At 38.8% G+C, this 13,748-nt stretch carries 11 protein-coding genes; 3 read left to right on the top strand and 8 right to left on the bottom strand.

The annotated features are described in order from the left end of the window. The first annotated feature begins 110 nt into the window (after positions 1-110). The gene (gene lysA, locus FOC45_RS08075) at positions 111-1,316 is read left to right on the top strand and encodes a diaminopimelate decarboxylase (protein WP_009391190.1); all 1,206 of its coding nucleotides are present in this window, start codon (positions 111-113) and stop codon (positions 1,314-1,316) included. A gap of 63 nt (positions 1,317-1,379) precedes the next feature. On the opposite strand, the gene FOC45_RS08070 is transcribed toward lysA, so the two are convergent. Then, positions 1,380-1,862: a hypothetical protein gene (locus FOC45_RS08070; protein ID WP_009391192.1), complete on the bottom strand. Its 483-nt coding sequence runs from the start codon at positions 1,860-1,862 to the stop codon at positions 1,380-1,382. A gap of 55 nt (positions 1,863-1,917) precedes the next feature. Further along, on the bottom strand, positions 1,918-2,373 hold the full coding sequence (gene smpB, locus FOC45_RS08065) for an SsrA-binding protein SmpB (protein ID WP_009391195.1): 456 nt from the start codon (positions 2,371-2,373) through the stop codon (positions 1,918-1,920). A 322-nt stretch (positions 2,374-2,695) separates the two neighbouring features. On the opposite strand from smpB, the gene FOC45_RS08060 reads away from it, so the two are divergent. Together FOC45_RS08060 and FOC45_RS08055 are read left to right on the top strand one after the other, a co-directional pair. Further along, positions 2,696-3,052, top strand: a complete 357-nt coding sequence (locus FOC45_RS08060) for a DUF6567 family protein (RefSeq protein WP_009391197.1) — start codon at positions 2,696-2,698, stop codon at positions 3,050-3,052. 125 nt (positions 3,053-3,177) lie between these two features. Beyond that, positions 3,178-4,398, top strand: a complete 1,221-nt coding sequence (locus FOC45_RS08055) for an aminotransferase class V-fold PLP-dependent enzyme (RefSeq protein ID WP_009391201.1) — start codon at positions 3,178-3,180, stop codon at positions 4,396-4,398. A 49-nt stretch (positions 4,399-4,447) separates the two neighbouring features. Here the strand turns inward: FOC45_RS08055 and FOC45_RS08050 are convergent, their stop codons facing one another. The 6 genes from FOC45_RS08050 to FOC45_RS08025 all read right to left on the bottom strand — a co-directional run bounded on the left by FOC45_RS08050 (position 4,448) and on the right by FOC45_RS08025 (position 13,624). Continuing rightward, positions 4,448-6,937, bottom strand: a complete 2,490-nt coding sequence (locus FOC45_RS08050; protein WP_009391202.1) for a hypothetical protein — start codon at positions 6,935-6,937, stop codon at positions 4,448-4,450. Between the two features lie 71 nt (positions 6,938-7,008). Continuing rightward, positions 7,009-7,713: a slipin family protein gene (locus tag FOC45_RS08045; protein ID WP_009391203.1), complete on the bottom strand. Its 705-nt coding sequence runs from the start codon at positions 7,711-7,713 to the stop codon at positions 7,009-7,011. 257 nt (positions 7,714-7,970) lie between these two features. Beyond that, positions 7,971-8,462 (bottom strand): hypothetical protein, encoded by a 492-nt coding sequence (locus FOC45_RS08040; protein WP_009391204.1) that lies wholly within the window; start codon positions 8,460-8,462, stop codon positions 7,971-7,973. A gap of 61 nt (positions 8,463-8,523) precedes the next feature. Next, on the bottom strand, positions 8,524-10,113 hold the full coding sequence (locus FOC45_RS08035; protein WP_009391206.1) for a DUF4435 domain-containing protein: 1,590 nt from the start codon (positions 10,111-10,113) through the stop codon (positions 8,524-8,526). Positions 10,114-10,194: 81 nt separating this feature from the next. Beyond that, a complete protein-coding gene (gene carB, locus FOC45_RS08030; RefSeq protein ID WP_009391207.1) occupies positions 10,195-13,047 on the bottom strand; it encodes a carbamoyl-phosphate synthase large subunit in 2,853 nt (950 codons plus the stop codon). A gap of 28 nt (positions 13,048-13,075) precedes the next feature. After that, positions 13,076-13,624: a GNAT family N-acetyltransferase gene (locus FOC45_RS08025; RefSeq protein ID WP_009391208.1), complete on the bottom strand. Its 549-nt coding sequence runs from the start codon at positions 13,622-13,624 to the stop codon at positions 13,076-13,078. Positions 13,625-13,748: the final 124 nt, after the last annotated feature.

The raw sequence follows: 13,748 nt of genomic DNA, 5'->3' as shown, positions 1-13,748 counted from the left end.
TGCGTCCTAAATTTGTGGCAAATATACTATTTTTTTATTTTCTGTAGTACTATTTTTGCAAAAATCTTACCTTTGCAGTTCTGTAACTCATTAAGTAACACATTTATAAGATGAAAATAGAAGATTTACTATCAATAGCACATACCTACGGAAGTCCTGTGTATGTGTATGATGCTGATAAAATAAGCTCTCAATATCAGCGACTTACAGCTGCTTTTAGCAGCGTGCCTCATTTGCGTATCAATTACGCTATGAAGGCGCTTTCTAATATTTCAGTGTTAAAACTGATGAAAAAATTAGGAGCAGGACTCGATACGGTTTCCATTCAGGAAGTACAATTAGGCTTGCGCGCAGGCTTTGCCCCACAACAGATTATTTTTACTCCTAATGGGGTTTCTATAGACGAGATAGAAGAGGCTATGCGCTTAGGGGTACAACTCAATATCGACAACCTTTCGGTCTTAGAGCAGTTTGGTAGTAAGCACCCCGAAGTGCCTGTGTGTATCCGTATTAATCCACACGTGATGGCAGGCGGCAATAGCAATATTTCAGTGGGACATATAGACAGCAAGTTTGGTATTAGTATCCACCAAATACCTCATATTCTGCGTATTGTTGAAAACACGAAAATGCATATCAACGGCATACACATTCACACTGGTAGTGATATCCTTGATATTGATGTCTTTTTATACGCTGCCGAAATATTGTTCGAGATGGCTAAAAACTTCAAAAATTTGCAGTTTATTGACTTTGGTAGTGGTTTCAAAGTGCCTTATAAAGAGGGAGATATACAGACGAATATAGAAGAATTAGGCGAACGCTTGAGCGCACGCTTTTTAGCTTTCTGCCAAGAGTATGGGCGCGACCTAACTTTGGCTTTTGAACCTGGTAAATTCTTGGTAAGCCAAGCAGGTTATTTTTTAGTGAAAGTAAATGTAGTAAAGCAGACTACCTCAACAGTTTTTGCAGGAGTCGATTCGGGCTTCAATCACCTTATACGACCTATGTTTTACGGGGCTACTCACTTTATAGAGAATATCTCTAATCCCGAAGGGCGCAAGCGTTTTTATTCGGTAGTGGGCTATGTGTGTGAGACCGATACTTTTGCTTCTAACCGACAGATAGCCGAAATTACAGAGGGCGATATACTCTGCTTCCATAATGCAGGGGCTTATTGCTACACTATGTCGAGCAATTATAATTCGCGCCTACGCCCTGCCGAAGTGCTTTGGTATAAGGGAGAAGCTCATCTTATCCGCAGAGCTGAAACCTTTGACGATTTAGTAAGAGGACAAATTGAAATAGAAATCTAAAAAATTAGTAAATTTGAAAATTAGCAAATTACCAATGGCGTAATTTGCTAATTTTTTTATTTCTTAAAGAAAACGATTGTGCCAGCTTTCAGCCAAAGGCACTTCCCAATTTTCTTCGTATTCTAATTTAGTATTGACAAGGTTGTTAAATACTATTGTCTCTGCCGATACCGCTTTATCCTTGACCATCTTCTTAAAGTCGATTAAGTTCTTATAAGCGATATGTTCTCCTTGTCGATAGCTCACATTCATACGGTCGAGCAGCATAACCTGATACTGCTCTTCAAGCTCTTGTATAAAGCGCACCAAAGCATCTAAAGAGCAGCCCGAAATAGCGTGCGCCCCATAGTTTGCCCCAATAATGATAAAGCGATTATAGCGCAACTCGAACGAAGCCAATAAGTCTTTTCCGTGTACAGTCCATTGGTTTAGATACTCTTCTAATTGAGCGTGCAGTTGCTGTTGTTCTTCTTCAGTAAAACTGCGATTGCATTGGTATACCCACACACGGGCATCTTCTGGAAGTTCTTTAAAATCAATATACATTTTTTTAGTCGTTAGTCGTTAGTGATTAGTCGTTAGTGGTTAGGTTGCTTACTATTTAAAATCTTTTTAGTCGATCTAAGTTCCGTTTATTGTCGCGGTCTTTGATAGTTTCGCGCTTGTCGTATAGCTTTTTACCGCGAACTAAAGCAATATCTACCTTAGCGAGCCCTTTATCATTGATAAAAAGTCGCAAAGGCACAATGGTAAGTCCGCTGTTTTTTACCTCTTTGTTCAGTTTGCGCAATTCTTTCTTTTGCAACAGCAGTTTGCGTTCGCTTTTAGGGCGATGGTTGTAATAGGTGCCAAAATCGTATGCCTCAATCGTCATATTGATAACAAACAATTCCCCTCGCTCGTTAAACTCGCAGAAACTCTCGGCTATAGATGCTTTCCCAAGCCTAATCGATTTAATTTCAGTACCTACCAGCACTATACCCGCCTGATATTTGTCGAGAATTTCGTATTCAAACTTAGCCCTTTTGTTTAATATTTGTATTGTCTTCTGAATCATAGTACAAAGATAGTACTTTTCTTTGAAATACGAACTTTTTTTGATTATTTTTTCTGTTTTTTTATGGTTATTAACCGTTTGTACTTTGCTGAAACTTCGCTAATCCTTCGCTAATCCTTCGCTGATCCTTCGCTGATCCTATAGTGTATGTATATCTAAAGTAAAAGGAAAGAGCGGGAGAAAAATATTTTTTTGCAATTAAGAAATAAGTGGTATATTTGCCGCAAGTTTTAAAAAACATTTAAATCCTATTTAGAAGAAACAGAAAAACCATAACATAAAGACATATATTTATAAGTAACTAATTTAATTTTTATAAGCAATGAAAAAGCTGTTTTTATTTGGTGCATTGGCACTATTGTTAGCGAGCTGTGGTTCTACTAATGAACTTACTCATAACCTAAACAACCACACTACCCAAGTGGTACTTTCTAAGAAAAACTTTAATGTAGTTGAACACGTGAAAGGTGAAGCTTCTAATTTGTATGTGTTAGGTTTCGGTGGTACTAAAGCAGGACTTGTAGGAGAGGCTCGTGCTAAGATGTTACAAAATGCTAATTTAGTAGGCTCATCAAAAGCAGTCATTAATGAGACGGTAGAAATACACTATTTTAGCTTTTTGTTGGGGGCTAACTATAAAGTGGTTGTTTCTGCTGATGTAATAGAGTTTACAGAATAGTTACAAACTATAAAACAACTATAAACAACTTTGCTAAAAGGTAAAACTTTGGCAAAGTTGTTTTTTTGTTTGTTTTGTTAATTGCTATTATTTTTCTACCTTTGCCAATAAATACTAAGTAAAAAATGAAATCTATCAACGAAATACGCGCTGACTTTCCGATATTGCGGCGCATTATCAATCATAAACCTCTTATTTATTTTGACAATGGGGCTACTTCTCAAACACCTATGCAGGTTATTGAGTCGATAATAGCGTATTATTCTTATGAGAATGCTAATATTCATAGGGGGGTGCATACCCTTAGTCAGGAGGCGACCGACCTATATGAGCAGGCTCGTATCAAAGTACAAAAACATTTCAATGCTCGCAAGTCGTCTGAAATTCTTTTTACAGCTGGTACTACTCACAGTATCAACTTGGTAGCCAGCGGCTATGGAGCACTGATGAAAGCCGGCGATGAGGTAATAGTGTCGGCTTCTGAGCACCATAGCAATATAGTACCTTGGCAATTAGCTTGTCAGCGCAGTGGGGCATCGCTAAAGGTAATACCTATGGACGAACGAGGGGTATTAGACCTACAGGCATACGAACAACTGCTTAGTGAGCGTACTAAAATAGTGAGTGTGCAACACGTATCGAACGCTTTGGGCAACATCCACCCTATAGAGGCTATTATCGAGAAGGCACATAGGGTAGGGGCAGTGGTCTTAGTAGATGGCGCTCAGGCAGCCCCTCACTTACAGCCCGATGTGCAAGCCTTAGATGTAGATTTTTATGCCGTATCAGCGCATAAGATGTACGGGCCTACGGGGGTAGGGGCTCTCTATGGCAAAGAAGAATTATTGTTGCAACTGCCGCCTTATCAGGGGGGAGGTGAAATGATAAAAGAAGTGTGTTTTGAGAAGAGTACCTATGCTGATTTGCCTTATAAGTTTGAAGCTGGTACGCCTAATATTTGCGGTGGAATTGCTTTTGGGGCAGCTATTGATTATATGCATTCGTTGGGTATAACAGAAATAGCTGCCTACGAACACGAGTTGTTAGTGTATGCTATCGAAAAACTAAAAACGATTGAGGGGATAGTGCTCTATGGCAATGAAGATTTGAGCAAGCGTACAGCGGTTATTTCATTTAATCTGAAAGGGGTGCACCCTTATGATGTGGGTACTATTTTAGACAAGTTGGGCATAGCCGTACGCACGGGGCATCATTGCGCTCAACCCATAATGGATTACTACCAGATACCGGGTACCGTACGCGCCAGCTTTGCGGTGTATAACACGTTTGAAGAGATAGATACTTTTATAGAAGGAATTAAAAAAGCCCAGCAAATGCTGAGCTAAAAAGAAAAGGGAACAACACAGCGTTGTTCCCCTTTTTTGTATAGTGATACTAATCAGGTAGTTTCTCTTTTCGTATTTGTATTAAACGGTAGTTTTCGGTAGGTACTGCCTTTGCTGAGAGCTTATGAGCTGCTAAGAAATCTTTCAGTTCCTCAATAAGGCTATGAGCGGTATAAGCATCGCGCAAGTGGTGAATTACCCACCACGTTTCTTGTGCGTTGTACAGGTCGGCAGAAAGACTAAGCGATGCAGAGATAGCTTGTAGTTTCTCGGTAAGAGTGTCTTTCAGTTGAGCACGTGTTTCAGAAGTGGTGCCTGTGATAATGACCTTCCAGCTGGTTGCCTTATCATCAGTTACAAAAGTTTCTTTCTCTATGTCTTTCAGTTCCTCTAATAAGTTTTTAGCCTCTTCGCTTTCAGCAGTCGCTGGATAGTTAGTTACGAGCTGTTGCAACTGTTGCTGATAAGCAGCGATTCCCTCTAAACGAGCAGTGGTTTTGGCTTGTAGCAAGGCTATTTTAGGTGCAAGGGCTGTTTCGCGATAGTTGATAGCTTCATTTTGTAAGCGCTCGGCTACGGCTACTATTTCATTCCGATTGTATTCAGCTGTAAGCGAGTCTAAAAACTGCTGAGCCAATTTGTTTTGTTCTTGCTTAGTAGTTTCACCTCCTTGCAATAGTTTAGCATAGTCGGTGCCACTGTAGTTTGTCAGAAGTTTCTCCTTAATACTTTCCGCTTTAGGGTTATGTACATCGGTGTAGTTTTTCTGTAGTTCGTATAGGGCAGCTACCTCTAAGTCGGCAGTAGGTTGTAGAGAAAGCAATCGCTCTAAACGCTGTATAGCCAATTCATTTTCACTAAACTTGGCACGGTATAATACCCCTAATTGATATAGCGCTTCATTGCGGTCTGCCGTTAGCTTACTGATTTCAGCTTCAGTTTTAGGCAGTTTGCTGAGGTAATTATCAGGAGTATCTATCTCTTTTTCTGCTACCTGTTGAGTAGTGGTTGTAGCGCTGAGGTTAGGTATCGTGCTATTGTTTATAGCTGACCATCGCCAGTTATCTTCTAACTTGCGGTCGCCCCAATACTGCTCGAATTGCTGTTTCCCATATGCTACAGTCAGAGGGTTATAGAAGTAGAATTTACCACCCTTTTGTTCGTCGGCTGTAGGCATTGTAAAGCCTAAACCTAAATTAGCATTTTTGACATTCTTAGTCTTCTGACTTCTAAGGGCGGCAAGCTGTTGTAGCGAGTCGATGTGTTTTTGATAGAAAACACGGCGCTCTGCTTCGGGTAGTTTTATTACCTTTAGCACGCTGTCGTTCTTCTTTACTACAAATTCTAATTCAGCAATTTTAGCCAAATTGTCCTTTTTGCGGCGCACATATAGATGCTCAAAGGTGTTTTCAGGAATGTAAGTAAGGGTGCTGTCTAAGTGTTGGTAAGCCCCAATATAATCTTTTTGGTCGAAGTACAATTCCGAAAGCCGAGTGTGAGCTTTAGCTTTCAACGGATTGTTGTCTTTGTTGTGCAATAGGGACTGGCGGTAGTAGTCAGTTGCTAATCGTTTATTAGGGTCTTTTACCAAGTCTGCGTGAGTGTAATACAGCACATCAAGGAAGTCTTTGTGCTCGTAGCGGTTCTCAAGTTTTCGCAAATAAGCTAAAAACGCTGCTTTTTCTTCAGGAGTAAAGGTCTTATTACGCGCCTTTCCAGCTTGCGCTTCTATCCATAGCTTGCGCGGTATTTTCCAGTTCTGTTTTACTACCTTTTCAAAGGCTACTGCAGCTGAATCTTTTTGGTGTTGTTTTTCATATAATTGGGCAGCTATGAAGTAATACCGCCCGCGCAATGCTTTGTTGCGTGTGTATTTACCAGCGAGGTAGAGCGCATCTGCAGCAGCAGGATATTGCTCTTGGTTGATATATGCTTGCCCTAAGGTAGCATAAGCCTCAGCCTTGTCGTTACGGCGCATTTTAGGAGTTTCATTGAGTAGTTCTGTTAACTTATCAATAGCCACTTTGTCTCTTCCCAATCGCAAATTAGTTTTCTGAGCCCATACCGCAGCCTCTGGTATGCGCTCGCTAAATCCGTAGTTAGTAAGTAAGTGGTTAAAAGCCTCTAAAGCAGGGAAGAAGCGTTCGTTATAATAGCGTGCTTGCCCTAATAACATATAGGCATCATCAATTTTGTAGTTGCGTTGTATCCCATTGAAGACCATAGAGTGGCGCTGAATAGTTTTGATAGCTTTTTCTTCAGCACGCTCGAAGTTAGGATTTTCCATTCCTCCTACTTGCACTTTGCCGCTCATACCGATAGGCTCTACCGGTAGTATCTCGCTAAAATTGTCCTGATACTTATTTCGCAACTCGTTTAGTCCTTTAGCGTAGGCTTCTTCGCCATTGTACAACACATTGTATTTAGTAACAATTGGCTGTAGCTGGCGGTTGTAATAAGTATTGGCATTAGGCGTACAAGCGATGATGAGTAGCGTAGCAAAAAGAACAAACGAACAGTATTGTAAGGCTTTTTTCATATTGTTAGCTATAAAAGAATGGGCGAAAGTACTACTTTTTTTTGAAAATACGAAATCCTAACATTAACTTTTTATATTTTAGCAGTAGGTACTTCGCCTATTACAAAGGTATGTTTGCCCTTATCAGCTATCTTGGTGATAGTCTCTAAATATTGGAAAAACTTAATATTCTCATCGCCTTTCATTAGTTCTGAAGCGTTCTTAAGGGCTCTGGCAGTAGCTACTGCAGTACGCGCATTTTCAAGTTCAGAAGTAGCACGTATTTTGCTTTCTAATACTCTTGAGAAGAGGTCTTGTACACTTTTAGGGAAAGTAATATCTATCAGCTGTGCTTTTATTATTTTAAGCCCCAAAGTAGCTACTTCGTTACAAAAATCTTCCTCTTTAAAGTCAGTAATGTCTTCTCGGCATTCGTTTAGTTTTTCGCTAGTGAAAGTGGCGATTTTCTGACGTAGTAGCACCTGTGCAGCGGCTACTATTTGCTGTTCAGCTACAGCAAAATTATCGGCTTCTACCCCAAAGTTATCTACAAATAACTTAGCGTTATCGAGTTTGTAAGCTAAGTAAAAAGAAAAACGCAATGCAATATTATCGGCAGTCAATACCTCCTGATTTACCACCCTTATACTTCTTAATTTTTGCGATAGTGATATGATATGCACTTTCTCCCACGGACTAAATTTATAAATACCCGCACTGAGTTCTTGCTGAAAAACATTCTTTTTGAATAGGAGTCCTACTGAGTTAGGAGCTACCTCTAATTCTTTGTAAAACATATAAATACGATTAACAAGTTAATAAAATAAGAAAGAGAAGACCTCTAAACAGAGGGAGAACTCGATTAAGCCTTTCAAAAATAGCGAAAGGCGGTATCCTCGGTTTTGCAAACTTTGTTTAGAGTGAGCAGAAACTCTGTCTTGTCTTTCTTCCCAATAATAATGAATTAAATGGAGTCATTCCCCTTTCGTTGTTCCGCAATACCTTATTTTGTGAGGGGAAGACGGCTTATATAATAAGTGGCGGTTTATTGTTTCTAAATTTCCTCCCATAGGATAAAGAAATTCATATACAGTTCTTTAGCAGAAAGTTTAGGATACAGATAGCGAATGAGCTTTTTAGTAAGTTTTCCTTTGCTCATTCCTGCAAAAATAAGTTCATCACCCTTATACATTGTTAGTTGCTTGGTCTCCGTTGAAAAATGTATAGTAAGCACTTCGTTTCCGTTTGCATAGAATAGGAAACTACTCACTACATCATTTAGCAAAGGATATTCTTCTTTATACCCTCTTTTATTCCTTAATATCCTTAGCAAATGGTTTCCCTCTGATAGCGGAAGGTGTTTTCTTATCTCAGTAATACGTTCTTCTTCAGGAGCTTCAGGCCACGAAGTTTCTTTTGTCCAGCCTGTACGAAGTACAACTGCGACACTGTCTAATTTCCCCTGATAGAGTTTGCTAAAATCCATTGCTTTAGGATATTGTGCCAGTGCAAGACAAGGGAAAAGGAGGAAGAATAAACGGAGCATAGGCTTGATGATTTTATATTTTCTAATACATAAAAAAGTTTTAGAAAATAATTTTTTGTATCTATTTCCTTTGTATTTGGCTTATAATAGCTTTTCTTATTGTATTACTAATCCCATCATCCTTTTTTAAAAGAGATAAAACAAGATCTATATATGCTTCTTTCCTATCTAAACCTGTTAGCTTGCATAAGTTAGAATTAGCTATCAAACCTTTATTATTAAACACTCTTAAAATAGATTTGTAATCTTTTGAAGAAACATAATTACTAAATTCATCTTTAATCTCATCATATATTTTTTCTTTATCTATTGTGTTATAATTACTATCTAATTGTTTAATAATATCTTCATCATTAGTGATTTTTTGTGTTAATTCATAGAATCTTTTTTGTATTACTTCCTTAAACTTTAGTCTTATTTGGTTCTCTATTTCCTTTTCAAAAAATGAATATATATTTTCTCCTACTTCTCTAAGAACATTATCACTATTTTTACCCATATAATTTGCAATCTCTTTTATGACATTCTCCTCGAGAAAAAGATTTTCAACTTCTGCTACATCTAAAACCCAAATATCTTTAGAATTTAATTTTTCTATTTCCTCTTCATTTCTCCTATCTCTATCAATTAATCCATACGCTTTTATATTATGAAAAGAACTTTGTTCATTAAAGGATTTTACTATTTCAATAACCTTAGTACAACTTCCCAATGACTTAATAGTATAGTCAGGGAAAATGTATTGATAGAGTTTATAATCAAAACTTTTATTTTCTCCTTCTATAAATAAAATAGGTTTTCTACTGCCTAAAACTTCTAAGTATAATGACTCTGGAATAGCCTCATTATTTTCTAAAATTTCATAATCCCAAGTATCATTACCTTCATAAGATTTCATCCAAATTTTCTTTGCATTTTGCCTTGTTATTGCAAAGTCAATATCGTGAGTAAGATATATAAAACAACAATCCTCTCTAGCATTCTCTATTAGGTTAAACAATTTATTAACAAGAGATTTATGTAAGTGCATTTCTGGTTCATCTAGTATAATTATAGAGTTTTCAGGCACACACAATACTTCTCCTATTAGATAAAAAATAACTCGCTCTCCATCACTCATTTCTGAAGAATTATAAATACTATCTGAATTGTCCGAAGGATAAGTTTTTATAACGCCAGCCTCTTTTTTTAGCTTTCTATGAGGTAATACTTTTTCCCATATTTCTTGTATTTTATCTAACTTAGTAAAAGGTTTATCTCCTCCATATTCTTTGTAATGTAAAGACTGTTCATATTCTTCTGTGTGAAGCAAAACAAGTAACTTTTCATAATCATTTAATAGATGAGTATTAGGTTTATCTCCCCATCTATTTCTTTTCTTTCCATATTCCTTTAGATATTCTATATCATCATAATTATAACCATATAAAAATTCATTCTTAGCCACTTCTCTTGATTTTGGACTTACAAAATCAGGCATTATTAGAGATTTTTGAGCAGATATTCTATGGGTAATACCTTTGTAGCTTTCTTCTATTTTTGAACCGAATCTTGTCTTTCCAGAACCATTAGCCCCTACAATAACAAGAGTTTTTAAATCTAATAAAATATCAGATTGTGATCCTTTTTTGAATGATAAAGTTATATTCATAAAAGTAATTAATTATTTTTTACTCTGCAAATATACAACTAAAAACCAAAAGAGCAAGCCTATGCTTGCCCTTTTAGTTCTTTATTTTGAAAGATACATCTTCCTCCTTGTATAAATATCGTAGAAAGCATCATCTTTAAGGCTATCTATAAACAAAATGCTTTCGCCGGTAGATTTCATTTCAGGCCCTAGCTTCTTATCTACATTTGGGAATTTGTTGAATGAGAACACAGGTTGCTTAATAGCAAAGCCCTCTAAGTGCGGATTGAAATGGAAATCAGTGAGTTTCTTCTCGCCCAGCATTACTTTGGTAGCGTAGTTTACGTACGGCTCTTGGTAAGCTTTAGAGATAAATGGCACAGTACGCGAAGCACGTGGGTTTGCCTCAATGATATACACTACATCGTCTTTTACGGCAAACTGCACATTGATAAGCCCTACCGTATTGAGTGCCAAGGCTATTTTATGCGTATGGTCTTTTATTTGTTGCAATACGAACTCACCCAAGTTGAACGGTGGCAAGGTAGCGTTACTGTCGCCTGAGTGAATACCGCAAGGCTCTATATGCTCCATAATACCAATGATATACACATTCTCCCCGTCGCATATTGCATCAGCTTCCGCTTCTATAGCACCATCGAGATAATGGTCGAGTAGCAGTTTGTTATTAGGTATCTTGCGCAAGAGGTCTACCACGTGGGCTTCCAACTCTTCTTTGTTGATGACAATCTTCATTCCTTGCCCTCCCAATACATACGAAGGGCGCACGAGTAGCGGGAAGTCAAGTTCATCGGCGAGTTTGAGCGCCTCATCAGCGGTTTCAGCTACACCAAAACGCGGATAAGGAATATTATTCTCTTTCAGTAGCGTTGAAAAACTACCTCTATCTTCTGCCAAGTCAAGCGACTGGAAGCTAGTGCCTATAATTTTAATCCCATATTTATCTAACTTTTCAGCCAATTTAAGTGCTGTTTGTCCGCCGAGCTGTACAATGACCCCCTCTGGCTTTTCGTGCTGAATAATATCATAGATGTACTCCCAGAACACAGGCTCAAAATAGAGTTTGTTAGCCGTGTCAAAGTCGGTAGAAACGGTCTCAGGGTTACAGTTGATCATTATGGTTTCATAACCACACTCTTCGGCAGCTAATACCCCGTGCACACAGCAGTAGTCGAATTCAATCCCCTGTCCTATACGGTTAGGACCTGAACCGAGTACTACCACCTTTTTGCGGTCAGTTACTACGCTGTCGTTAGCCACGTATTCCTTGCCGTCAGCGGTGCGGATAGGAGCCTCGAAAGTAGAATAATAGTAAGGAGTTTGCGCCTTAAACTCAGCAGCACAAGTGTCTACCAATTTGAATACGCGACGTATGTTTAGCTCCTCACGCTTCTTATGTACCTCACTCTCCCAGCAACCAAGCATATAGGCAATTTGTCGGTCGGCAAACCCTTTTTGTTTGGCTTCAAAGAGGAGTTCTTTAGGTAAGGTGTCTATTTTGTAACGTGATATTTCTTTTTCGAGCGCACATAGTTCTTCATATTGTTTGAGGAACCACATATCTATCTTAGTGATTTCGTGTATGCGGCTAAGCGGAATACCCATCTGTACCGCATCGTATATCACGAATACCCTATCCCAGCTCGGGTAGGTTAGTTTCTCAATAATCTGTTCGTAGTTCTTATAGCCTTTGCCGTCAGCACCCAAACCATTGCGTTTGATTTCAAGCGATTGGGTAGCTTTTTGTAATGCCTCTTGGAAAGAACGCCCTATACCCATTACCTCACCTACCGACTTCATTTGCAAGCCAATAGTGCGGTCAGAGCCTTCGAACTTGTCAAAGTTCCAACGTGGTATTTTCACAATCACATAATCTAACGTAGGCTCAAAGAAAGCGGAAGTGGATTTAGTGATTTGGTTTTGCAACTCGTCTAAATGATAGCCAATAGCCAATTTGGTAGCAATCTTAGCAATAGGATAACCTGTAGCCTTAGAAGCCAAAGCCGAAGAGCGCGATACACGAGGGTTAATTTCAATAGCGATAATATCTTCCTTTTCATCAGGCGATACCGCAAACTGCACGTTGCAACCACCTGCAAAATCGCCTATACTGCGCATCATCTTGATCGCCATATTGCGCATACGTTGGAAAGTGCGGTCAGATAGAGTCATCGCAGGGGCTACGGTAATAGAATCCCCAGTGTGGATACCCATAGGGTCCATATTTTCAATGGTACAGATAATGGCCACATTGTCGTTTTTGTCGCGCAAAAGCTCAAGTTCGTACTCCTTCCAGCCTAAAAGTGCCTTATCGATAAGCACCTCGTGGATAGGCGAGGCTTCCAAACCGCGATTGAGGAGCATATCAAAATCCTCTTTTTTATAGACGATAGAAGCTCCTGTACCGCCCAAAGTAAAAGACGGACGTATTACGAGTGGAAAACCAAAGCGTTGCGCGATTTCTTTTCCTTTAAGGAAAGAAGTAGCCGTTTCAGACGGTGCCATAGGGATACCGATTTCATCAAGCAACACGCGGAATTTTTCGCGGTCTTCAGTGATTTGTATGGCATCAATATCTACCCCGATGATTTCTACTCCAAAGTCTTTCCAGATACCTTTCTCATCAGCCTCAATACAGAGGTTAAGCGCTGTTTGTCCGCCCATTGTAGGGAGAACAGCATCTATTTCGGGGTGAGCTTTTAGAATTTCCACTAATGATTTAGTGGTGAGAGGTTTCAGATAGACCACATCCGCCATAGACGGGTCGGTCATAATGGTAGCAGGGTTAGAGTTAATAAGTATGGTTTTGATACCATCTTCGCGCAATGAGCGCAACGATTGCGAGCCTGAGTAGTCAAACTCGCAGGCTTGTCCGATGATAATAGGTCCTGATCCTATGAGCAGAACACAATGTAGGTCGTTTCTTTTAGGCATTTTATATAGATATTGCTGTGTTTTTTATTTAATTCTTCTCTAAAACATAAAATAAATGAGTGTGTATGAGCCCAGTTAAAGGTGATATTTGCTTCTCTAAAGAATGTTGAAAGGCAAAATCGCACTTTTCGAGTACGTGTTTAGATGCCTTGTTTTCCTCATAAACAATTGCCATCAATCGCTGTAACCCCAACTGTTCAAAGCCGTATTTAATAATAACTTTAGAGGCTTCAGTAGCATATCCCTTTCCCCAAAATGGCTCGCCTAACCAATAGCCTAGTTCAGCTTCATTTTCTTTCAAAGGGCAGTTGCTATTTCCCTGAAAGTGCAGCCCTATGCTACCTATAATTGTATTGTCAGTCAAACAAATAGCAAATGTATGAGGCTTGCAAAGAATATGTTCAATAACATATCGGCTTTCTTCTTCGTTTTGGTGAGGGTTCCATCCAGTTATAAGAGCTACATTAGGATTTTTTGCTAATTCATATAAATTAGCGCTATCAGAAAGTTGCCACTGGCGAAGTGTAAGCCGTGAGGAGGTTAAGGGGGTATTATCTCTCATTTTATTATTTTGCATAAAAAAATAGCTACATCTTTCAAAAGAAAAATATAGCTACTATAATAATAAAGAATATTGTTGCCCTGCGTATCTCTTTCGAGTACTGCCTATCAAAGCACTAAAGAGTGCTAACTGACTCATA

This window comes from Capnocytophaga sp. FDAARGOS_737, assembly GCF_009730375.1.
Lineage (GTDB): Bacteria > Bacteroidota > Bacteroidia > Flavobacteriales > Flavobacteriaceae > Capnocytophaga > Capnocytophaga leadbetteri.
This window is presented reverse-complemented; position numbering and strand designations above follow the sequence as displayed.

Coding starts and splice junctions, on each gene's coding strand:
- lysA (WP_009391190.1), top strand. CDS start 111: ATGAAAATAGAAGATTTACTATCAATAGCACATACCTACGGAAGTCCT.
- FOC45_RS08070 (WP_009391192.1), bottom strand. CDS start 1,862: ATGTATATTGATTTTAAAGAACTTCCAGAAGATGCCCGTGTGTGGGTA.
- smpB (WP_009391195.1), bottom strand. CDS start 2,373: ATGATTCAGAAGACAATACAAATATTAAACAAAAGGGCTAAGTTTGAA.
- FOC45_RS08060 (WP_009391197.1), top strand. CDS start 2,696: ATGAAAAAGCTGTTTTTATTTGGTGCATTGGCACTATTGTTAGCGAGC.
- FOC45_RS08055 (WP_009391201.1), top strand. CDS start 3,178: ATGAAATCTATCAACGAAATACGCGCTGACTTTCCGATATTGCGGCGC.
- FOC45_RS08050 (WP_009391202.1), bottom strand. CDS start 6,937: ATGAAAAAAGCCTTACAATACTGTTCGTTTGTTCTTTTTGCTACGCTA.
- FOC45_RS08045 (WP_009391203.1), bottom strand. CDS start 7,713: ATGTTTTACAAAGAATTAGAGGTAGCTCCTAACTCAGTAGGACTCCTA.
- FOC45_RS08040 (WP_009391204.1), bottom strand. CDS start 8,462: ATGCTCCGTTTATTCTTCCTCCTTTTCCCTTGTCTTGCACTGGCACAA.
- FOC45_RS08035 (WP_009391206.1), bottom strand. CDS start 10,113: ATGAATATAACTTTATCATTCAAAAAAGGATCACAATCTGATATTTTA.
- carB (WP_009391207.1), bottom strand. CDS start 13,047: ATGCCTAAAAGAAACGACCTACATTGTGTTCTGCTCATAGGATCAGGA.
- FOC45_RS08025 (WP_009391208.1), bottom strand. CDS start 13,624: ATGCAAAATAATAAAATGAGAGATAATACCCCCTTAACCTCCTCACGG.